The 21,282-nt window shown below is 69.3% G+C and carries 22 protein-coding genes; 15 read left to right on the plus strand and 7 right to left on the minus strand.

The genetic code is table 11. The features are described from left to right. Nucleotides 1–18 precede the first annotated feature (18 nt). Both HTZ84_RS14330 and HTZ84_RS14335 read right to left on the minus strand, forming a co-directional pair. Nucleotides 19–1,347 (minus strand): TrkA C-terminal domain-containing protein, encoded by a 1,329-nt coding sequence (locus HTZ84_RS14330; RefSeq protein ID WP_174681308.1) that lies wholly within the window; start codon nt 1,345–1,347, stop codon nt 19–21. Continuing rightward, entirely contained in the window at nt 1,344–2,600 is a 1,257-nt protein-coding gene (locus tag HTZ84_RS14335) for a potassium transporter TrkA (RefSeq protein ID WP_174681309.1), read from the minus strand. Before HTZ84_RS14335 ends, HTZ84_RS14330 begins: the two co-directional genes overlap by 4 nt. 212 nt (nt 2,601–2,812) lie before the next feature. Here HTZ84_RS14335 and HTZ84_RS14340 point away from each other — a divergent pair, with 212 nt between their 5' ends. The 4 genes from HTZ84_RS14340 to HTZ84_RS14355 all read left to right on the plus strand — a co-directional run bounded on the left by HTZ84_RS14340 (nt 2,813) and on the right by HTZ84_RS14355 (nt 5,751). Next, nucleotides 2,813–4,000, plus strand: a complete 1,188-nt coding sequence (locus HTZ84_RS14340) for an NAD-binding protein (protein ID WP_174681310.1) — start codon at nt 2,813–2,815, stop codon at nt 3,998–4,000. A 55-nt stretch (nt 4,001–4,055) separates the two neighbouring features. Then, complete coding sequence (locus tag HTZ84_RS14345; RefSeq protein ID WP_174681311.1) at nt 4,056–4,466, plus strand: DUF7347 domain-containing protein; 411 nt, start codon at nt 4,056–4,058, stop codon at nt 4,464–4,466. Nucleotides 4,467–4,585: 119 nt separating this feature from the next. Then, nucleotides 4,586–5,434, plus strand: coding sequence for an AzlC family ABC transporter permease (locus HTZ84_RS14350; RefSeq protein ID WP_174681312.1), 849 nt, complete (start codon nt 4,586–4,588; stop codon nt 5,432–5,434). Continuing rightward, a complete protein-coding gene (locus HTZ84_RS14355; RefSeq protein ID WP_174681313.1) occupies nt 5,431–5,751 on the plus strand; it encodes an AzlD family protein in 321 nt (106 codons plus the stop codon). Before HTZ84_RS14350 ends, HTZ84_RS14355 begins: the two co-directional genes overlap by 4 nt. Nucleotides 5,752–5,777: 26 nt before the next feature. On the opposite strand, the gene HTZ84_RS14360 is transcribed toward HTZ84_RS14355, so the two are convergent. Then, a complete protein-coding gene (locus tag HTZ84_RS14360; protein ID WP_174681314.1) occupies nt 5,778–7,166 on the minus strand; it encodes a universal stress protein in 1,389 nt (462 codons plus the stop codon). An 82-nt stretch (nt 7,167–7,248) separates the two neighbouring features. Continuing rightward, nucleotides 7,249–7,983: a deoxyribose-phosphate aldolase gene (gene deoC / locus HTZ84_RS14365; RefSeq protein WP_174681315.1), complete on the minus strand. Its 735-nt coding sequence runs from the start codon at nt 7,981–7,983 to the stop codon at nt 7,249–7,251. Between the two features lie 73 nt (nt 7,984–8,056). On the opposite strand from deoC, the gene HTZ84_RS14370 reads away from it, so the two are divergent. The 5 genes from HTZ84_RS14370 (at nt 8,057) to HTZ84_RS14390 (ending at nt 12,308) form a co-directional block, all read left to right on the plus strand. Further along, nucleotides 8,057–9,055, plus strand: coding sequence for a ribose 1,5-bisphosphate isomerase (locus HTZ84_RS14370; protein ID WP_174681316.1), 999 nt, complete (start codon nt 8,057–8,059; stop codon nt 9,053–9,055). Between the two features lie 104 nt (nt 9,056–9,159). Beyond that, a complete protein-coding gene (locus tag HTZ84_RS14375; protein WP_174681317.1) occupies nt 9,160–9,981 on the plus strand; it encodes a DUF63 family protein in 822 nt (273 codons plus the stop codon). 38 nt (nt 9,982–10,019) lie between these two features. Further along, the gene (locus HTZ84_RS14380) at nt 10,020–10,907 is read left to right on the plus strand and encodes a carbohydrate kinase family protein (protein WP_174681318.1); all 888 of its coding nucleotides are present in this window, start codon (nt 10,020–10,022) and stop codon (nt 10,905–10,907) included. Between the two features lie 225 nt (nt 10,908–11,132). Continuing rightward, a complete protein-coding gene (locus HTZ84_RS14385) occupies nt 11,133–11,438 on the plus strand; it encodes a HalOD1 output domain-containing protein (RefSeq protein WP_174681319.1) in 306 nt (101 codons plus the stop codon). A 141-nt stretch (nt 11,439–11,579) separates the two neighbouring features. Continuing rightward, entirely contained in the window at nt 11,580–12,308 is a 729-nt protein-coding gene (locus HTZ84_RS14390) for a nucleoside phosphorylase (RefSeq protein ID WP_174681320.1), read from the plus strand. A 24-nt stretch (nt 12,309–12,332) separates the two neighbouring features. Here the strand turns inward: HTZ84_RS14390 and HTZ84_RS14395 are convergent, their stop codons facing one another. Next, entirely contained in the window at nt 12,333–14,645 is a 2,313-nt protein-coding gene (locus tag HTZ84_RS14395) for an amino acid permease (RefSeq protein ID WP_174681321.1), read from the minus strand. A gap of 257 nt (nt 14,646–14,902) precedes the next feature. Between HTZ84_RS14395 and HTZ84_RS14400 the strand changes: the two genes are divergently transcribed. Then, on the plus strand, nt 14,903–15,655 hold the full coding sequence (locus tag HTZ84_RS14400; RefSeq protein ID WP_174681322.1) for an Lrp/AsnC family transcriptional regulator: 753 nt from the start codon (nt 14,903–14,905) through the stop codon (nt 15,653–15,655). Between the two features lies 1 nt (nt 15,656). Here HTZ84_RS14400 and HTZ84_RS14405 read toward each other — a convergent pair whose 3' ends face one another. Next, a complete protein-coding gene (locus tag HTZ84_RS14405; RefSeq protein WP_174681323.1) occupies nt 15,657–16,493 on the minus strand; it encodes an HNH endonuclease in 837 nt (278 codons plus the stop codon). Nucleotides 16,494–16,592: 99 nt separating this feature from the next. Between HTZ84_RS14405 and HTZ84_RS14410 the strand changes: the two genes are divergently transcribed. Then, on the plus strand, nt 16,593–17,261 hold the full coding sequence (locus HTZ84_RS14410; protein ID WP_174681324.1) for an amphi-Trp domain-containing protein: 669 nt from the start codon (nt 16,593–16,595) through the stop codon (nt 17,259–17,261). Nucleotides 17,262–17,287: 26 nt separating this feature from the next. Here the strand turns inward: HTZ84_RS14410 and HTZ84_RS14415 are convergent, their stop codons facing one another. Continuing rightward, nucleotides 17,288–18,025, minus strand: coding sequence for a DUF547 domain-containing protein (locus HTZ84_RS14415; protein WP_174681325.1), 738 nt, complete (start codon nt 18,023–18,025; stop codon nt 17,288–17,290). A 165-nt stretch (nt 18,026–18,190) separates the two neighbouring features. On the opposite strand from HTZ84_RS14415, the gene HTZ84_RS14420 reads away from it, so the two are divergent. The 4 genes from HTZ84_RS14420 to HTZ84_RS14435 all read left to right on the plus strand — a co-directional run bounded on the left by HTZ84_RS14420 (nt 18,191) and on the right by HTZ84_RS14435 (nt 21,267). Continuing rightward, the gene (locus HTZ84_RS14420; RefSeq protein WP_174681326.1) at nt 18,191–19,210 is read left to right on the plus strand and encodes an AI-2E family transporter; all 1,020 of its coding nucleotides are present in this window, start codon (nt 18,191–18,193) and stop codon (nt 19,208–19,210) included. Between the two features lie 71 nt (nt 19,211–19,281). Next, on the plus strand, nt 19,282–19,602 hold the full coding sequence (locus tag HTZ84_RS14425) for a hypothetical protein (RefSeq protein ID WP_174681327.1): 321 nt from the start codon (nt 19,282–19,284) through the stop codon (nt 19,600–19,602). 111 nt (nt 19,603–19,713) lie between these two features. Beyond that, nucleotides 19,714–19,860 carry a hypothetical protein gene (locus tag HTZ84_RS14430; protein ID WP_174681328.1) on the plus strand — a complete coding sequence of 49 codons (147 nt, stop codon included), beginning with the start codon at nt 19,714–19,716 and terminating at the stop codon, nt 19,858–19,860. A 153-nt stretch (nt 19,861–20,013) separates the two neighbouring features. Further along, a complete protein-coding gene (locus HTZ84_RS14435; protein WP_174681329.1) occupies nt 20,014–21,267 on the plus strand; it encodes a tRNA (N(6)-L-threonylcarbamoyladenosine(37)-C(2))-methylthiotransferase in 1,254 nt (417 codons plus the stop codon). The last annotated feature ends 15 nt before the right edge of the window (nt 21,268–21,282 follow it).

A 21,282-nucleotide genomic window follows, 5' to 3' on the forward strand; every position in this document is an offset into this window, starting at 1 on the left:
GGTGCCGACGGCAAGTAGCTACCGCTCCCGGGTGCGTTCGGGCGGGGTGCCGTCGACCGACTCCGGGTCGTCGTTCGCGGTCGGATCGGTCGCCGCATCCGAGTCTGCGTCCGAATCCGCGTCGGAACTCGCACCTGCCTCCGCGTCAGCGTCCGACTCGAGATCGGCCGTCAGCGGCCGCTCGAGATCGCCGATCCGCCGCAGGGCGTCCGGGCGGCCGAGCACGTAGGCGACGTCGCCGGCCTCGAGTCGCGTCTCGCTCGACGGCAGCGCGAGCGGGTCGGCGCCGGCCGCGCCGCGGTCGACCGCGAGGACGAACACCGGCAGCGAGCCGACGGCTGCACCCTCGAGCGGATCGCCCGCGTCGACGGGGAGGGTGGTCACGGTCTCGTCGGCCGCCCGGAGCAGCGAGACGAGGTCCCGCTCGGCGCCGGGGTCGCGGGGGAGCGTGACGAGTCGGTACTCCTCGTCGGTCGAGAGCGTCCCCGCGTCGTCGGCGTCGACGGCGACGGTGGCCACGTCGTCGGCGACCCCGCGGAGTTCCCCGCCCGCGGCCCGCCGGAGCGAGTCCTCGTCGCGACGCCAGATCCGGACGGCGTCGCCGGGGCTGGCGTCGGGCGCCGGATCGCCGCGGATCGCGACGGCGACGGTGCCCGGCGCGAGCGTCGACCCGATTCCCGCCGGCCGGCTCCCGAGGGCCAGGTAGTCGATCGTCCGATCGGTCCCGAACTCGACGTCGACGTGGCCGATCCCGTAGTCGCGCTCGAGGCGGGCGATCAGTCGCTCGCGGAGGTCGTCGGTCGACAGCCGGCGCGGAAACAGCAGCGTGTGGCCGGCCAGTTCGGTCTTGGTCGACTCCTCGACGGAGTCGTAGCCGTCGACGTCCGCGATTTCCTCCGGGAGTTCGACGGCGACGACGCGGCCGGCCGATCGGACCAGCTGTCCGACCTCGGTGATCGTCCGCGGCGTCGCGACGGCGAAGACGTCCGTCGCGAGGTGATCGCCCAGCCGCCGGCCGCCGTCGGCGGCGATCGCGCTCGCGACGAACGCGGCGACGGTGAATGCGACCGTACTCAGCTCGAGCAGTTCCGCGTCGCCGCTGATCACCTGCTGGAGCGCCGACTGGGCGTTGAGCCAGATCGCGACCATCGACACGCCGAGTAAGATCGCGACCCCTTCGGGGATCCCGTCGGCGCTGTACCAGCGGAAGACGAAGGCGACGCCGGCGGCGGTTCCGCCCGCCAGCAGCGCGAAGCCCGCGATCCCGACGAGCGCGTCGAACAGCGCCTCCGTGGAAACCGCCTGCGAGAGGATCGGTTCGAGTCCGGGGGCGGCTGCCAGCGTCATCTGGCGACCGCCTCCACGAACTCGTCGGTCGCCGCCTCCGGCCCCGCGACGAACACCTCGTCGCCGGGCTCGAGCGACCGTTCGATGCCGGGGGCGAACACCCAGCCGCTGCGACGGCCGCCGGTCTCGCTGCCCTGTCGGCGGGCGGCCAGCACCGTCACGTTCGCCGCGTCGCGGGCGTCGGCGTCCGCGCTCGAGCCGACGGTGAGCCGCCGGATCGCGTGCCCGGCCCGCCTGACCAGCGCGAAGGCCTCGAACTCCCGGCTGGTCCCCCGAGACCGGACGACCAACTTCGGCGTCTCGGCCTCGAGCAGCGCCTTCACGTCTCGGCGGGCGACGGCGACGGTGACGCGGCCGACGCCGCCGGCGCTGGCCGCGCTCGGTTTGGGAGCGGGGACGGCGTCGGCCGCCGCATCGCCGCCGTCGGGGACCGGCGTCTCGTCGTCGGCGGGAGGCTCGTCGGCCGCGGTCGCGCGTTCGTCGTCGATCTCCGTCCGGGCGCTCAGGACCGTTCCGGAGACCGTTCGATCGCCGGCGCGGATCGACACCTCGTCGCCCCGCGCGAGGCCGGTCGGGACCAGCGTCGCGATCGAGACGGCGCGGCGGCCGTCGGGAATCCGCTTCGAGAGTCCGCCCGAAGGCGGTGCCGCGGTGATCGTCGCGCGGGCCCGTTCGTCGATCGTCACGGTGACGTCGGCCAGATCGTGGTCGGTCCGCAGCCGCTCCTCGAGGCGGGACTCGAGTTCCGACAGCGGCAGGTCAGCGGGGAGTCGCCACGAGTCGGTCTTCAGCGACCGGCGGAGGTCCGGCGACAGCAGCGGGTAGCCCTCCATGTCGTGGATCTCGCCGGTCGGACGGACCGTGACCCGGCCCACGGTGCCGACGAGTTCGACGACGTCGGTCGACAGCGTCCGCTGGCGGATCGAGGTGAGCGAGAGGCGTCGAGGGAGTTCTGCGCCGAGCTTGTCGCCCTGGTTGTGGGCGTAGAGCGCGAGCATGAGGACGACGAGGACGGCGACCAGCAGCCGCGGCGACTGGGCGATAGTGGGCTCGATGAGACCGAGCAGGCCGCCCTGCACGCTGGCGATCGAGAGCGCGAGGACGACGACACCGAAGCCTGGCAGCGTCACGCCGGTGAAGTAGCGGACGAGAAAGCCGAGCGAACCGGCGACGAACGCGGGGACGATGCCCGTCAGGAGACCGAGGTAGATGCCGAGCAGGATTTCGACCGGGAGACTTCCGCCGGGCGTCATTGGTGGCCGCAGGGCCGGGAGCGACAAAGGAGTACCGACACGCCGAGGTCGCTCCGGATCTCCGAGCGCAGCGACGATTACTCGCGTCCGCGTACCGAGTAGCGGGATCGATCGACCGCGGCGCGAACGGACGGCTCTCAGGTGTCAGTCGTCCGAGTTCAACGATTCCTCGAGACGGTGGCGTTAACTACTGCGGTCGCACATCGACGCGTATGGCCGAGGACCGGTCGCTTCGATCGCGGCTGCCCGACAACTGGCATCGGGTCCTCTCGATGCGGGCAGCCGTCGTGCTGGCACTGATCGTCGCCGGACTCTCGGTCGCGACGGCGATCGTCAACATCGGGTTCGACTTCGTCGGCGGGCCGCTCGCGGAGTACGTCCCCGAGCCCGTTCAGGATACCGCCGGCTTCACCGGCGCGCTCACCGGCTTTCTGATGGTCGGCAGCGCGCTCGCACTTCGGCGGGGGCTGCGGGCGGGGTGGTGGGCGACGCTGCTGTTGCTCCCGCTGACCGCCGCCCAAGGACTGCTCCAGTCGAGCCGGTACTCGCTGCCGCTGGTCGCCGTGTCGCTGCTGACGATTCCCGTACTGCTGTTCAGCCGCCGGCGGTTCGACAAGTCCCTCTCGCTGAGCACGACCCAGATCGCCGCCGGCTTCGCGCTGCTGGGGGTCCAGCTGTACGGCACCATCGGCGCCTACGCGCTCCGCGAGGACTTCGAGGGGATCACGAACATCCTCGACGCGTTCTACTTCACGCTGATCACCTCGAGCACGGTCGGCTACGGCGACATCACGCCGGACCAGACGTCGACGGAGGCGATGCTGTTTACCATGTCCGTGCTCGTGCTCGGCGTGGCCAGTTTCGGTATCGCCATCGGGGCGCTCGTCGGCCCGGCGATCCAATCCCGCATCACGAAGACACTCGGAAAGATGACCGACTCACAACTCGAGCTGCTCGAGGACCACGTCCTCGTGCTCGGCTACGGCGAGCTGACGGAACCGATCGTCGACGAACTCGCGGCCAACAACCGGGAGTTCGTCGTCGTGACCGGCGACCGCGAGGCCGCCGAGACGCTAACCGATCGCGGCCTGTCGGTGATACGGGGCAACCCCAGCGACGAGGGGCCGCTCCAGCGGGCGAAGATCGACCGCGCTCGCGCGGTCCTCGTCGCCACGAACCACGACGCCGAAGACGCGCTGGCGATCCTCACCGCGCGCCAACTCGCGCCCGAGGCCCGCATCGTCTCGGCCGCGACCGACCGCGAAAACACGCGAAAGCTCGAGCACGCCGGCGCGGACGCGGTGATCAGCCCGTCGGTGCTCGGCGGACACCTGCTGGTCCAGTCGGCGCTCGGCAAGGACGAGAGTCCGCTGATCGAGCACATCATGGGCGGCGACTGACCTCGGGAGTCGAGCGTCGGAATCGTTTTAGATCGCCGACGTGAAGTCGGCAGCGATGGCGATTCCGACGTGGACGTGGACCGAACGCGCGCGGGAGGGGGCGCTGGCCGTCGCCGGCGCCGACGAGCAGACGGACGACCGCGAGACCGCGACGGATCCGTCGCGGACCGCCGACGAGTTCGAACTGCTCGCGAACTCGATCCGACTCGAGATCCTGCTGGCGCTGGCCGACCGGGAGACGCCGCTGCGCTACACCGACCTCCGGGCGGCGACGTCGACCGACGACAACGGCACGCTCAATTATCACCTGCGGCGACTCGAGCCGTACGTCTCCGGCGGCGACGGGAACGGCAGTAGCGGTAACGACGGTGCCGGCGGCGATGGCGGTGCCAGCAACGATGGCGGTGCCGGCTACGAACTGACGCCTCGCGGTCGGCGGTTGCTGGACCGACTGTCGCTCTCGTGACGGCAGTCGAGCCCGTCGGCACCCGCTAACCGCGCCGTCGTCTCGTCGTATCATCGAGCGTAGAGAACTCGCGTTCTCCGAGATTTTAGGGGTCTAGAGCCCGCGCTGTCGAGTTGACGATGACGGAAACGGACTCGAGCGGCGACCGCGGCGGGAGCGTCACGACCGCGGACGGAGACGAGAGCGAGGCCGACGGCCGACCGACCGCGGACGCGACGTCGACGGGCCGGGTAGCCTTCTCGCGATCGGGCGCGCGGCGGGGGTTTCGGGACTGCCTCCCGGTCGCGGTCGGCGTGGCGGGCTACGGCGTCGCCTTCGGCGTGCTCGCGTCGCAGGCGGGGTTGAGCGCCGCGGAGGCGACGCTGATGAGCGCGACGGTGCTGGCCGGGGCCGCGCAGTTGCTCGCGGTCGACCTCTGGGCGGCGTCGGCCTCGGTCGCGACGATCGTCCTCGCGACGGCGGCGGTCAACCTCCGCTACCTGCTCCTGGGTGCGACGCTCCGCCCGTGGTTCGCCGACCGCTCCGCGCTCGAGACCTACGGGAGCGCCTTCTTCACCGCCGACGAGAACTGGGCGCTGACGATGCGCGCGTTCGCCGACGCCGGCGCTACCGACGGCGCGGACGGAAGCGAACCGACTGACGCCGCGTACCTCCTCGGAAGCGGTCTCGCGATCTGGCTCCTGTGGGTCGCCGCGACGGTCGTCGGGACGGTCGCGAGCGACGGCGTCGCCGATCCGGCACGGTACGGCCTCGACGCCGCGTTTCTCGCCGTCTTCGTCGCGATCGCCGTCGACCTCTGGGACGGGCGGACCGATCTGCTGCCGTGGACGGCCGCCTTCGTCGCTGCGCTGGCGACCGCCGTCGCCGTGCCCGGGCGCTGGTATCTGCTCGCCGGCGCGCTGGCGGGCGGTCTGGTCGGCGTCCGCCGCGCCGACGCCGAGGTCGACTCGCGCGAGGTGGGCGGATGAGTTCGAGCCCCGCGACGGCGCTCGAGCCGACGACCGTCGGCGTCGTCCTCGCGATGGCCGTCGTCACCTACGCGACGAAGGCCGGCGGACTGTGGCTGGTTGGACGGCTCGAACTCACCGAACGGGCCGAAACCGCGCTCGAGGTTCTCCCCGGCGTTATCGTCGTTTCGATCGTCGCCGGCGAACTGGTCGAGGGCGGTCCGGAAGAGTGGCTCGGAGCGGCCGTGGTCGCGCTCGTCGCCCGGAAGACGGAGCGGCTCCCGCTGGCGCTGGTCGCCGGCATCGGGACGGTCGTACTGCTCCGCGGGAGCGCCTGAGCCGGTGGGACAGCGAAGGTCGGGTACTACTGATGGCGACCGCGGTGGACGATCGCCACGTCGGTCTCGAGGTCGCTGAGCCGCTCGAACGTCGGCGGGGAGACGAACCGCGAGGCCGCGGAGCGGTCGGTGCTCGAGCCGACGAAGATCACGTCGTACTGGGGCGAGACGCGCTCGAGGTAGGACTCGACGGGTTCGGTGACGACGTGGGTCTCGAAGCGGCCGTCGAAGGCGTCGACGAGGTCGGCGACGGTGGTCTCCGCGGAGCGGCGCTCGGACTCGCGGTCGATACAGGTACAGACGCTGGTCGGCGTCCAGGAGCCGGTGATCCGCTTGGCGAAGTCGACCATCGCGCGGGCGGTGTCGCCGGCGCCCCGAACCGGGACCAGCGCGTGCTGCCAGTTCTGGCGGTTCCCGGCGGATCGGAAGGCGATGACGTCGATCTCGCTGTCGAACAGCCCGACGATGAACGGCGAGAGGCCGCCGCCCTCGCGCTCGGCGTACGGCGTGACGATCAGATCGCAGTTGTGCTCTCTGGCCGTCCGGAGCGCCAGCGACGACGTGCGGTCGCCGGCCGCGACGACGACCTCGCAGGGAGTGTCGTACTCCGACGAGAGATCGGCCGCGAAGGACTCGAGCCGGCGAGCCGCGGGCCCCGGTTCGTCCTCGGCGATGTCGGCGGCGTCGTCGACGGTGTCGAGGAGGACGATCTTCCCGGCGTCGTGAGCGCTCGCGAGTTCGGCGGCGAAGCGGGCGACCGTCCCCGCGTCGCCGTCCTCGTCCCAGCCGTCCAGCGGAACGAGGACGCTGTCATCGCCGTCCGTCGTCCGGTAGAGGTACTGGGCCCGGCGCTCGTAGAATCGGCCCCGCCAGACGACGAAGACGGCCGCGACGAACGAGCTCGAAACGACGATTCCGAGCACGTAGACGACCTGCGCGTTGCCGGTGACGAGGACGAGCAGCGCGGTCGAGAACGCGGTGGGCTCCTCCAGGTCGAGCGCCCAGGTGACGGCGCCGGTGAGGAAGATGCCGAGCGCCGCGCCGGCCGCGCTGACGCCGGCGGCGCCGTCGACGCCCGCGGCGTCGACGAGGGCGATCGAGAGCCAGCCGCAGAGCGCTCCCGCGGTCATCCCGCCGACGAACTTCGTCGGCGTCGAGTACCGGCCCTCGGGATCGGCGAAGAGGGTGTACGTGCCGGAGGCCAGCGGCGGAAACAGGAGGAAGGAGACGGCGGCCGTCGCGTTCGCCAGCCAGGTCACCGCGGCGATGAGCAGCGGGACGAAGAGCAACACCGAGAGGTGGATCAGGTTCCCGGTGCGTTCGATCCAGCGAACGAAGGCGTCGAATTCGCGTCGCTCCAGCCGCCGCAGTCGCCGTCGCGTCGCGCGGAGCCGCGCCAGCACCGACTCGAGCATAGGCTCCGTTGGTCGACCCCCGACGAAAAGCGTTCGCGTTCGTGACGGTGATCGCCGCTCTCACGAAGCCCGGCGCGCCGCGTTACTCCGGCGCGCCCTCGAGGATCGCGACGCCGCTCGAGGCGCCGATCCGCTCGGCGCCGGCCTCGAGCATGGCCATCGCCTCGTCGTAGCTGCCGACGCCGCCGCTGGCCTTGACGGGGAGGTAGTCGCTCATGAGTTCGACGTCCGCTACCGTCGCGCCGCCGCTCACGGCTTCTTCTCGCGGGCGTTGCCCGCTCGAACGGTCCGCGGAACTTCGTTCCGCGCTATCGCCGTTCGCACGTTGGTTCTCCGAAACAACGCTGTCGGCGAACCCGGTCGAGGTCTTCACCATCGCCGCGTCGGCCGCGTCCGCGGCCTCGCAGGCGCGGTGTTTCTCCTCGTCGGTCAGGAGCGCCGTCTCGATGATCACCTTGACGGGGATCGGGACCGCGGCCGTTAGCTCCGCGAGTTCGGCCCGGACGACGTCGTCCTCGCCGGCTTTCAGCCGACCGACGTTGATCACGACGTCGAGTTCGTCGGCGCCGGCCTTCCAGGCGAGGACGCCCTCCCGTCGCTTCGCCGCGGCGCTGTGCTGGCCGTGTGGGAAGCCGATCACCGTCGCGAGGGTCACGTCGGGCGCGTAGTCGGCGGCCGCCTCGAGCGCGAACGGCGGGATACAGGCGTTCATGCCGTACTCCCGGGCCTCGTCGAGGACGCGGCGGACGTCGGCGATCGACGTCTCGGGGCCGAGTACGGTGTGATCGATCAGCGGGGCGAGTTCGCTGCGGTCCATACGAGGAGGGAATCGCCCGACGGGCAAAAACCCCGCCCGATCACTTTTGCCGTCCGGCGGGCAACGCGTTAGCATGGACGACCGTGGGCACGACGTCGCGCCGGCCGTCGAGACGACCGCCGACGAGATCGCCGCGATGGAGATCCGCGGAGCCGCGACGATCGCCGACGCGGCTGCCGAGGCGCTGGCGATCCAGGCCGAACGCTCCGACGCGGACCGTCCCGACGCGTTCGAACGGCAGTTGCGAGCGGCCGCGAAGACGCTCTACGAGACGCGCCCGACGGCGGTGAGCCTGCCCAACGCGCTCCGGTACGTCCTCGCCGGAATGGACGGCGAGACCGTCGCGGAGCTGCGCGCCTCGATCGTCGACCGCGCCGAGGAGTTCCGCCGCGATCTGGACCGGGCGCAGTCGAAGCTGGGATCGGTCGGCGCGAACCGGTTGCGCGACGGCGACGTCGTGATGACCCACTGCCACTCGACGGACGCGCTGGCCTGCCTCGAGGCCGCCGTCGAGGACGGCATCGAGATCGAGGCGATCGTCAAGGAGACCCGGCCCAGACTGCAGGGCCACATCACGGCCGGCCAGTTGCGCGAGTGGGGCGTCCCGGTCACGGTGATCGTCGACGGGGCGGCCCGCCGGTACCTCGATCGGGCGGACCACGTCTTGGTCGGGGCCGACAGCATCGCGGCCGACGGGAGCGTGATCAACAAGATCGGCACCAGCGGGCTGGCGGTGCTCGCCCGCGAGCGCGGCGTGCCGGTGACCGTCGCCGCCCAGACGATCAAGCTCCACCCCGACACCATGACGGGCCACACCGTCGAGATCGAACGCCGCGACGAGCGGGAGGTGCTCGACGAGGAGGCGCGGGCCGCGATCACCGACGGCGTCGACGGCACGGACGACGGACTGACGGCCGAAAACCCGGCCTTCGACGTCACCCCGCCGCGGTACGTCGACGCGATCGTCACGGAGCACGGCCAGTTCCCGCCGGAAACTATCGTCACGCTGATGCGAGAGCTGTTCGGCGAGACGGTCGACGAACCCTGGGAGCGGTCGGAAATAACGGGATAGCGCCGCGACGTTTCTCGTCGAACGAGACGGCGAAGGGAAACCGTCATTTCCGCGAATGATTAGTAATCGGAAAGTGTTTGTCGCTGGTGTGTGCGAGTACGGATATGGTATTACCCGAGGGGTTCGTGCTCCCACCGTGGTACCTCCTCGTCCCGCTGCTAGTGATACTGGCGGGGATCGTCGCATTGCTGTGGGTTCTCGAGCCGCCGGTAACCGATCGGACCGTGCTGGCGTTCGCGCCGTGGATGATGTTCGGCTCCGCCCTGCACGTCCTCTATCAACTCGGCGCCTATCCGGAGAACGTCGAGACGCTGTTCGCGACGCCGACCGTCTACCTGGTCGCGGCGGCCGTCGCGGGCGCCGCCTGGATCGTCGCGGTCTTCCTGTACGCCGGGGGGCTCCAACCGACGATTTCGCGGTTCTTCGGCATCGCCGGGACCGCCTTCTTCGCCGTCTTCGCGTCGATCATCCTCAACGTGAGCTGGGGCGAGGAGACGTTCAACCTCTTCTGGCCGGTCATCGCCGTCATCGCCGCCGGGATCGTCACCGCGATCGCGTGGGTCGCGCTGAGCCTGTGGGTTACCGACGTCGCGAAGACGACGAGTTACACCGGTGCGCTGGTCGTCTTCGGCCACACCTTGGACGGCGTCTCGACGGCCGTCGGCTACGACGTCATCGGCGTCGAGGAGACGGTTCCCCTGTCGGCGCTGCTGCTCGAGGCCGGCGAGTCGCTCCCGACCGCCGAGTACGTCGGCGCCGGCTGGCTGTTCGTCCTCGTCAAGGCCGCGCTGGCGCTGGTGATCCTCGGGCTCTTCGAGGAGTACGTCGAGGACGCTCCCCAGCAGGCGCGGATCGTTCTCGCCGGGATCGCCGCGGTCGGGCTCGGCCCCGGCGTCCACAACGTCTTGCTCTTCATCGCCACCTAGGTTTTTTTCCGACGGTACCTTCTTCCCGGTCGTATCGGATGTCCCCCACCGTACTCACCGCCGGTCACGTCAACTGGGACGTGACGCTGCGCGTCGACCGACTCCCCGCCGCCGACGGCGAAGCGACGATCCGCTCACAGCGCCAGTCCGGCGGCGGCAGCGCAGCCAACGTCGCCGCCGCGCTCGCCGGACTCGAGGTCGACGCCGAACTGATCGGCAGCGTCGGCGACGACGACAACGGCCTGCTGGCCAGGCGCGGCCTCGAGGAGGCCGGCGTCTCGCTGTCGGGGATCCGAGTCGTCGAGGGCGCCGAGACGGCGGTCAAGTACCTGCTGGTCGACGACGACGGCGCGGTCTCCATTCTGGGCAACGACGGCGTCAACGAGGCCGTTCGGCCGGCGGATATCGACGCCGATCGGGTTCGGGCGGCCGATCACGTCCACCTCACGAGCCAGCGCCCGGAGACCGCCGCGCGGATCGCCTCGATCGCCGCAGCGGCCGACGTCACCGTCAGTTTCGATCCCGGGCGTCGGTTCGGCGACCGCGCGTACGACGAGACCGTCGCCGCGGCCGACGTCCTGTTCGTCACCGAGCGCGAAGCCGCGGCGCTGGCCGACGCGGCCGCCGTCGATTCCGAGCCGACCGATCGGATCGTCGCGATCACGTCCGGCGGCGACGGCGCCGAGATCCGGACCCCCGACGGCAGCTACGCACACCTCGGGTTCGACGTCGACTCGGTCGACACGGCCGGCGCCGGCGACTCGTTCGCGGCCGGCTTTCTCGCGAGCCGACTCGAGGGCGCGCCGATCGAAGACGCCCTCGAGTACGCCAACGCCTGCGGCGCGCTGACGGCGAGTGGGGAGGGTGCACGCAGCGCGCCGACGGCGACCGAGGTCGAACGGTTTCTAGAAGAGCGCGCGGATTGAATCGGGGACCCGCGACCGGCGCTGGTTCGCGCTCGAGTCCGGCCGGCGCTCGGTGCTCGAACGTGGCGGCGATCGCCCCGCCAAAGGTGGGTCCAACGGGGCGAATCGTGACCGGTCGATCCGGCCGCCGCCGTGCGGTTTTCACCCGGTGTTGTCTGACGGTAAGTATATGGGCTGGGACGTTGGTCACTCAGCTAGACGGTCACGGAGACGTGACGGAGAGATATGACGGAACGAAGGATCAGAGAGTCCTCTGGATGCGAGTTTAAACGCTGCATTCAGTACGAGCGAGACGCAGACGAACCGCCGAGCATAGCTACTGCAACCGCACTAGCGCAGTACTTCGACGACGATACCGGTTCCACCAGCACCCGGCTGTACGACTACATCGACCCGGACGCACTCGACTCCCTCTTTGCGGACACGCACCGAGGGACGAGTCGGGCCGAGGGGACCGTCGAATTCAGCGTCGAGGACGCGACGGTGACGGTTACGCCCGAACGGGTGGAGGTTTCCCCGACTGCTGACTGAACGGCCGGGTCGAACACACCCCGCGGCCGATCGCACTCGGCGGGGGGGTGGGGACGGGGGACGGTCGCAGGTCGCCGAACCGACGGACGCTCGGGACCCGTCCTCGAATCTTTTTTCTCACCGCCACTGGAATCGGCGGGTATGGCAACGCAGCCACACCTGTTGGTCGACGACGGCGACCTGACCGATCGCGTGCTCGTCCCGGGCGATCCCGGTCGCGTCGATCGCATCGCCGACCACTGCGACGACTCCGAGACCGTCGCCCAGAACCGCGAGTACAAGGTCGTCAACGCGACCTACGAGGGACAGGAGCTGACGATCTGCTCGACCGGTATCGGCTGTCCGTCGGCGGCGATCGCCGTCGAGGAACTGGCCAACGTCGGCGTCGAGACGATCATCCGCGTCGGCACGACCGGCGCCCTCCAGTCGGGCATCGAGATCGGCGACATGGTCGTCGCGACCGGCGCCGCGAAAGAGGAGGGGACGTCGAAACGGTACGAAGCCGCCGAATACCCCGCCGTACCGGACTACGACGTGCTGTCGGCGCTGGTCGACTCGGCCGAAGCCAACGACGAAGACGTCCACGTCGGCCCGATCGTCTCCGACGACGCCTACTACGCGGAGACCGACGAGCACGTCGTCGACTGGGAGGCCGCCGGCCTCCTCGCCGTCGAGATGGAAGCCGCCGCCATCTTCTCGCTGGCCCGCCGCAAGGGCCTGCGCGCCGGCGCGATCTGCACCGTCGACGGCAACCTCGTCGAGGGCACCCAGAAGGGCACCGACACCGAGGACGACGAACTGCCGGAGAAAGCGAAGAACAACGTCGGTCGCGCGATCGACATCTCGCTCGAGGCGGCGACCCGACTGTAGCGGCCTCGAGGGGCGTTCAGTTCGTCACTCTCGGTTCTGTTCGTCCGATCCCGATCCGAACAGCCGTTCGCGGAGCGACCGCTTCGTCGGCCGTTCGGCGAGCAGGACGGAGCAGTCGAGTTCGTCGACCACGTCGAAGACCAGCGAGCCGCGAACGAGCCGCGACAGCAGGCCGCGCTCGGTGGCCCCGATGATCACGAGCGTTCGATCGTCGGCGGCGCGGGCGATGGCGCCCTCGACGTCGCCCGACGCGTCGACGCTTGCCTCGGCGTCCGCGAGGTCGTGCTCGGACGCCCACTCCGAGAGGAAGGCCTCGCCGGCCTCGCGCTCGCGCTCGTCGTCGACGACGTGGAGCAGGCGGATCGACGCGCCCGTCGCCGAGCGAAGCGTCCGCGCGACCTCCGCACTGAGATCGGAGTCCGGGCCCCCGGCGGTCGGCAGGAGGAGCCGGGACGGGTCGTAGTCGCGGTCCTTCAGGACCAGGAAGTCACACGGGAGGTCGTGGGCGAGTTCGTCGAGCGGACGCTCGGCCCGACCCGCGGACCACGGCCGGTCGCCGCCCCAGCCCATCACGACCTGATCGACGTCGCGCTGGCGGGCCGCGTCGAACACCTCCTCGAACGAGCGGTGGGAGACGATCGTCGTCGTCTCGATCTCGGCGCCGTGATCTTCGGCGTGTTCGCGGGCCCGCTCGAGCAGCTTCGCGGACTCGTCGTCGAGCCGATCGACCTGATCGGCGCCGCGATCCAGCGGCGTCTGGTCGGGGACCTCGACGATGTGGACCGCGTGGACGACGCCGTCGTTTGCGGCGGCGAGCGTGCTGGCCAGTTCGATCAGGTGTTGTTCGGTGCGCGGATTGGCCAGCGGCACCATGACGCGGTACTCGCTCGAGCCGTCGGGTCGGGCCGCGCTGGCCGCCGAGACCGCGACGTCGGGCATCGACTCGGAGCGATCGAGGATGTACTCGCCGAGGACGCCCTGTCGCGGCGTCTTCGTGCGGGCGTAGAGGGCGTACCACAGCACCGCGACGGCGACGAACGCGAGGCTCAGCGCGATCTCGATCGTCTCCATGAAAGCGACGAGCCCGAACGAGAGGATCGCGCCGACGATCGGCGTCACCGGGTAGAACGGCACCCGGAAGTCGGGCTCGTACTCGGGGACGTCGGCCTCCCGAAACGCGATCAGCGCGACGTTCATCAGCGCGTAGACGATCAGGTGGAGGACGCTGGCGGCCTTCGAGAGGATCTCGAGGTCCTGCCCGAGCGCGGCGATGAAGACGATGATGACCGCGCCGGTCAGCATGATCGATCGGTAGGGCGTCGCGTACCGGGGGTGAATTTCGTTGAGTTCGTCCGTGACGATCTTGTCTCGGCCCATCGCGAAGTTGATCCGGGCCGAGGAGAGGATCGACGCGTTGGCGCTGGAAGCGGTCGCCAGCATCGCGGCCAGCGAGATCAGCGTCACGCCGACGGCGTCGAGAACGGGGATGCCGGCGAACGTGATCTCGGCGACCTGCGAGACGGGGACGCTGTCGTCCAGCGAGTGCCACGGGACGATCCCGACCATCGTCCCGACGAGCACGGCGTAGATCGCCGTCACGACGCCGACGCTGCCGATGACCGCGATCGGCAGGTTCCGTCCGGGGTTCTTCAGCTCCTCCGCGACGGTCGCGATCTTCGCGTAGCCGAGGAAGGAGACGAAGACGAGGGCCGTCCCCGGCAGGATCGCGCCGTAGCCCGCGTCGGTCGGCGCGATGCCGTCGGTCGTCAGCGTCGACCACTCGAAGTGGAGGAAGCCGGAGGCCGCGAAGACGGTCAGAATGCCCAGCAGGATCGTGACGATCACCGTCTGGACGCCGCCGGTCTCCTTCGCGCCCACGTAGTTGACGCCGACGAACAGCAGCCCGGCGAGCAGCGCGCCGAGCTGGATGTCGGTCAGCGTGAACAGGCCGAGTTGGAGTGTCGGCAGCGCGAACATCGTCCCCGCGAGGAGTTCGGTGAGGTAGCCGCCGAACCCGATGCAGTAGAACGCGGAGGCGAAGGCCAGCCCCATCCAGTCACCCATCCCCGCGATCGAGCCGAACAGCGGCCCGAGGCCGCGATTGATGTAGTAGTAGCCGCCGCCGGCCTTCGGCATCGCCGTCCCGAGTTCGCTCACCGCTAAGGCGTTGACCATCGCGATGAGGCCGCCGATGACGAACGAGGCGACGACGATCGGTCCGGCCTCCTGGGCCGCGACGCCGGGCAGCACGAAGATGCCGGCACCGATCATCGTCCCCATGCCGATCGCCAGCGCCGACAGCAGGCCGAGATCCTTGGCGAGTTCTTCGTCGCTCATGGGCGTCCCTCCGTCGGCGATCGCCGGCGCGCGCGTGTCGGCGGTCGATCGCAGGAACTGTGCGTCCCTTCCCCAAACGATTGCTCGGTCATTATCTGGCGCCTTTCCCCGACTAGACCATAAATGATCCGAAGCCATTGCTGATTGCTCATTTTGGGAGGGGTAGAATTGCCGTATCGGCAGAAATGACATCTCATTTAGTATTCTGCCCGCGGAAGATCAGAACCGTGTATATCGATGACGTAATACCGGGACGCATGGATCACCGGCTCGACGAGATCGATCGTCGAATCATCTACGCGCTAATGGACGACGCCCGAAACGTTTCGGCTCCGACGATCGCCGCGGACGTGAGCGTTTCTCCCGGAACGGTTCGAAACCGGATCGACCAACTCGAGGAGCGGGGAATCATCACCGGCTACCACGCGAACGTGGACTTCGAACGGGCGGCGGGACACCTCGCGAATCTCTTCATGTGCAACGCGCCGGTTTCGGAGCGCGAATCGATGGCCCAGCGGGCGCAGGTGATCCCCGGCGTCATCAACGTCCGCGAGTTGCTGACCGGCCGGCGGAACCTGCACGTGCTCGCGGTGGGCGAGGACACCGGCGATCTGCGGCGCATCGCGCGGGCGCTCTCGGATCTCGGCATCGAGATCGAGGACGAAGTGTTAGTCCAGAACGAGACCGCGCGTCCGTACTCGCCGTTCGGTCCCACGGACGAAACCCACGAGGCGATGCTGACGGACTTCATCAGCCTCTCCGGCGACGCCGAGGTCGCCGAGGTGACGGTCGACCGGGACGCCCGGATCGCCGGCATGAGCCTGCAGGAGGCGGCCCAGCGCGACGTGCTCGACGACGATTCCCTCGTCGTCGCGATCGAGCGGGACGACGCCGTCGTGACGCCCCACGGCGACACCGTGATCCGCCCCGACGACATCGTCACGCTGTTCGCCCGCGACGGCGTGGCCGACGAGACGCTCGACGCGTTCCGCGGGGGAGACCCGGCGTGAGTCAGGACTCGGTCAACTGACTCGCCAACGTCATCGTCCGATCGGTCAGCGTCTCCGTCGTCGTCGAGGCGCCCTGGAGACTGTCGTTGATCGACGAGAACAGCCGTTCGAACGCGATCTCGCCCCCATCGCCGCGCCAGTCGGCAGTTTCGCGGGCCTCGAGACCGCAGGTCGAACAGGCGCCCTCGCCCTCGAGCGGCTCGAAACAGCCGTGGCAGCGCCCGAGGCAGACGGGGACGATCTCGGAACGGGCGACGGCCTCGCGCAGCGTCGCCTGCAGGTCGGTCGCGGTCTCGGCGACCGTCGACAGCGACGAGCGGACGTCGGCGTCGAACGCCGTTCCGTCGACTGGGACGCGCTCGAGGCGCGCGTCGGCGACGTCGAGCGCGAGCAGGGCCTCGCGGCGGCCGTCGCGGTACGCCGCGGCGGTCTCGTCGACCGTCGACTCGGAGTCGTCCCCCGCGTCGGCGGTCGTTCCGACGTCCGCGAGCGTCGTCGGCAGCGACGTCGCGAGCGAGGCGAAGGAGGCGATGTCGGAGATGGCGCCGCCCTGCACGCGGGTCGTCTCGCGGACGAGTCGGAACAACGCCTCGCTCGAGACCGATTCGGCGGGCGACGCGGCGCCGTCGGAAGCGAACCGGAGTGTCTCGAAACAGTCGGGACAGACGGTCGCGAGGGAGCTCTCGTGGACCGTTCCCTCGAGGGGGACGGCGCCGACGGGGTACGTTCGAAGGGCGGTCGGGTCGGCGTCGTCGCCGGTCGTCTCGCAGTGGCGACACGCGCGGTCGTCGCGGTCGAAGACGGCGCGCCGGTCGGCCTGCCAGTCGCGGGAAGTCACGGGCGAGCGAAGACAGCGCGGCGACAAAAACGCACCGGCTCCCCGGATCTCGGTCGGAATCCGACCAATCCCTAACTCGCTGGACGACGTAGGAGGAGTATGGACGACTCACCAACCGACGTCGAGTTCGAACTCGAGCGCGCGTACGACCGCGAGGAACTCGCCGCCGTCTTCCGGGAGTTCGGGGCGGCGCTGGCCGAGGATCGACCCCTGAAAATCGACGACGGCGAGCGGACCGCGACGGTGTCGATTCCGGAGCGGGTCGTCGCCGAGTTAGAGGCCGAACGCGAGGACGACGAGCCGCCCGTCGCCGAACTGGAGCTGGAACTCGAGTGGGACGATCCGGACGGCTCGACGATACGGCTCGGCGACAGCGAGCGCGGGACGCCCGGCGTCGTCGGCGCCGACGCAGCCGCCGAAGGCGAACCCGAGACCGATCCCGCGGCGGCGACGATGCCGCCGGAGGCCGTTCCCGGCGGCCCGGACGCTGACGACGCGTCGACGGACGGAGCCGACTCGCGCTCGGAGTCGGAGTCGGCGCCGGCGGACGCCGACCCGGACGCTCGGCAAGAGCAGGACGGCCGAACCAGCCGGTTCGAAGTCTACGAGGACCGCGGCGGCGAGTGGCGCTGGCGGCTCGTCCACTGGAACGGGAACATCGTGGCCGACAGCGGCGAAGGGTACACCTCGCGGTCGAACGCGAAACGGGCGGCCCGAAGCGTCATGCGGGCGGCGCCGACCGCGACCGTCGAGGATCGGGAGGACTGAGTTCGAGCCCGCCCGTCGCGTCGCGGCTACGGCCGAAACGCGTCCGAATCGGCGTCGAAGTCGACGTCCGGCGTCCGGGTCGCCGATTCGTACTCGAGCGACGGGCGTCGCTCCGCCGGGATCGCGTCGTAGGTCCGGAGAAACGAGACGATCCCGCGTTTGCCGCCGAAATCGCCGCGGTAGCGGCGGAAGAGTCGCGGGACGGTGGCGGCGTTAGCGTCGGCGTCGTACGTGACGGTCTCCTCGAGGAACCACTCGACGGCGACGTCCAGTTCCGCGTCCACGTCGGGCGGCGAGTAGGTCGTAATCGGCGGCGAGGGCTCGGCGCAGTGGCTGATGGCGAAGTGGATCCGCGGGTCGCACTCGGGGAGGCGGTACCGCCGTTCGAACGACGAGGGAAACGGCCGCGGGACGTAGCCGAGCCCCCAGGGGTGTTTCGACCGCCGAAGCATGCCGTGTTCGATGTCGACGAGACTGAGACGGACGCCGCTGATCGGGATCCGATCCCGGGAGACGAACTTCCAGCGCTCGAGGCGACCCGCCTCGCCGTCGAGTTCGGCCTCCTCCTCGAGGAGCAACTGTGTGTAGGCGTTATAACAGTTGAGCCAGAACGCCAATTTCGCGGTCCGGCGCTCGAGGGCCCGGTCGAGGCGCGATCGCTCGAGCGTCGCGAGGTGGTCTCGCAACCAGTCGGTATCGCCCTCGGTCTTGACCGTGTAGAGCAGATCGGCAGAGAGGGAGAGGGGATCGAGCTGGGTCGACATTCCCTCCGACGTAAGCGAACCAGCACCTTGAAGCCGTGTGAGAGCGAGCGCGACTGTCCGCGGCGCGAATAGGTCGGCTCGGTCCCTCGCGCGAACGGCCGAATCCGTCGCGCGTGCCGGTGATTTGCCCCCACCTTTATTTCGGCGTTCGCGGATACTATTCGTGTGAACATCAGCAAGGGGTTTCTCCTGGCACTCGTCGCGGTTTTGGCCTTCCTCTCGTGGCTGCTCATCGCGCCGTTTCTCCAGTACGCCCTCATCGCCGTGCTCCTCGCGTACGTTCTCCGCCCGCTCCAGCGCCGCCTCGAGCAGCGGACCTCGCCGATGATCGCCGCGATGGCGCTCGTCTTACTGACGATCACCGGCTTCGTGATCCCGCTCGCGATCGTCCTCACGATCGTCATCCAAGACGCCACGAGGATCGTGGAAAACCTCAACACCGACTCCGTCAGCGTCACGGAAGTCGAATCGTTCATCCAGGAGCAGACGGGGGTGAGCGTCGATCTGATGTCCTCGCTGATGGACGCGGCCCGGCAGGGCGGCCAGATGGTACTCGAGCAGTCGACCGCGTGGTTGAGCGCGCTCACCCACGCGCTGATCGGCTTCGGACTGGCGCTGTTCCTGCTCTACTACCTGCTCAAGGACGGAAACAATCTCATCGGCTGGATCCGGAAGCGGACGCCGCTCCCGGACGACGTGCAGGACGACCTCTACGAAGAACTCGACGAGGTCATGCAGGCCGTCCTCATCGGCCACGTCCTCATCGCCCTCGTGCAGGGACTGCTCGCGGGGATCGGGCTGATCGCCACCGGAATCCCGAACGCCGCGTTCTGGACGGTCATCATGGTCGTCCTCGCGCTGATTCCGATCATCGGCACGTTCCTCGTCTGGGGGCCCGCCGTCGTCTTCCTGTTGGCGACCGGCGAGCCGCTACTGGCCGTGGGGCTGTTCGTCTACAGCACCGTCATCGTCGGCCTCTCGGACGACTACCTGCGGCCGGTCGTCGTCGACCGCTACGCCGAACTGAACCCCGCGGTCATCATCGTCGGCGTCCTCGGCGGCGCCTACGCCTTCGGCTTCATGGGGCTGTTCTTCGGGCCGGTGATCCTCGGCGCGCTCCGGGCCACGCTGACCGTCTTCCACGACAATTACGAACGCCTCGAGAGAGAGCGGTTCGGCGGCTGAGTCGGCTCGACCGTCGCGGCTGCGTCCGGGCGTTCGCCAGCGTTCAAGGCCGTCCGGGCCGTACCGCGAGTATGCGCGTTCACTCCTACATCTACGATTCCGCGGCTCCCGCCGATCACGTCGACCGCGTCCGCGAGCGACTCGCGACCCGCGACGAGGAGTTCGAATCCCTGGACATCGCCGACGCGGACGATCGGAGCGACGCCGTCCGAGAGGCGATGTTCGCGATCCGCGAGTCGGTCCGGATCGGGACGGCTCCCGACGGACTCTACGACGACAACGGCGAGCCCGACTTTTCTCCCGGCGTCCTCATCACGGCGGCGCCGACCGGCCGTCGGACGATTCACGTCGGCCGGGAGGCGCTCGAGGCGCTCGCCGAGGACGAGCCCTGAGATTCCGTGGCGCTCGCTACCGTGCGATATTTACTCAATAACGATCGTTATCCACGGATGGGGGAACAATATTTTCGAATTCGTTAAACCGCTCCGGCCCGAAACCGAGACATGGACGCAACCGACCCCAGAGACCCCATCACCGACGTTCGACTCGAGGAGCCCGACCTCCCGGTCTACCTGCCCGGAACGCCCACCGTCTCGTTCACCGAGTACGTCGAACTCGCGATCGACGGTCTGCGCCGCCGACGGCTGTAAACGGCGGGCGCTCGCTCCTCGGAAACGACGCGATTCACCCCGCGCTACCGGGAGACGCCGTTCGCGACCGATCCTCGAGACAAACTGTCACGAACGGGACGGGCCGGATCCGTCGCGCTTTTGCCGTCCCGGGCCCGAAACACGTTCAAGCGAATGGCCCGGTATCACATCGAAACCTACGGCTGTACGTCCAACCGCGGGGAAAGCCGCGAGATCGAGCGCCGGCTCCGCGATGCGGGCCACTACCGGGTCGACGGACCGGACGAAGCCGACGTCGCCATCCTCAACACCTGTACCGTCGTCGAGAAGACCGAGCGGAACATGCTCCGGCGGGCCGAGGAGCTCTCGGAGGAGACCGCGGACCTCTTTATCACCGGCTGCATGGCCCTCGCGCAGGGCGAGGAGTTCCGCGCGACCGACGTCGACGGCCAGGTGCTCCACTGGGACGAGGTGCCGGAGGCGGTCACCAACGGCGAGTGTCCGACGACGACCCCCGACGCCGAGCCGATTCTGGACGGCGTCGTCGGCATCCTCCCCATCGCCCGGGGCTGCATGTCCGACTGTTCGTACTGCATCACGAAGCAGGCGACCGGCAAGATCGACTCCCCGCCGATCGAGGAGAACGTCGAGAAGGCCCGCGCGCTGATCCACGCCGGCGCCAAGGAGATCCGCATCACCGGCCAGGACACCGGCGTCTACGGCTGGGACGAGGGCGAGCGGAAGCTCCACCGACTGCTCTCCGAGATCTGCGCGATCGAGGGCGACTTCCGCGTGCGCGTGGGGATGGCCAACCCGAAGGGCGTCCACGGCATCCGCGAGGAACTGGCCGACGTCTTCGCCGAAAACGAGGAGCTCTACGACTTCCTGCACGCGCCCGTCCAGTCCGGATCGAACGACGTGCTCGGGGACATGCGCCGCCAACACCAGGTCGACGAGTACGTCGAGGTCGTCGAGACCTTCGACGACGCCCTGGACTACTGGACGCTCTCGACGGACTTCATCGTCGGCTTCCCCTCCGAAACCGACCGCGATCACGCCCAGTCGATGGCGCTGCTGCGCGAGACCCGGCCCGAAAAGATCAACGTCACCCGCTTCTCGAAGCGCCCCGGGACGGACGCCGCCGAGATGAAGGGCCTGGGCGGCACGGTCAAGAAGGAACGGTCCAAGGAGATGAGCGAAGCCAAGCGCGAGATCGTCCGCGAGGCCTACGCCGACATGGTCGGCGAGGTCCGCGAGGACTGTCTCGTCGTCGAGGAGGGGACCGCCGACTCCGTGAAGTGTCGCGACTCGGCGTACCGGCAGGTTATCGTCCAAAACGCGAGCGAGTACGGCATAGAGCCCGGCAACTTCGTCGACCTCGAGGTGACGGCCCACGAGACGATGTACGCGTTCGGCGAGCCGGTCTGATTTTTCGCCCGTCGC

The organism is Haloterrigena gelatinilytica (assembly GCF_013342145.1).
Taxonomy (GTDB): Archaea; Halobacteriota; Halobacteria; order Halobacteriales; family Natrialbaceae; genus Haloterrigena; species Haloterrigena gelatinilytica.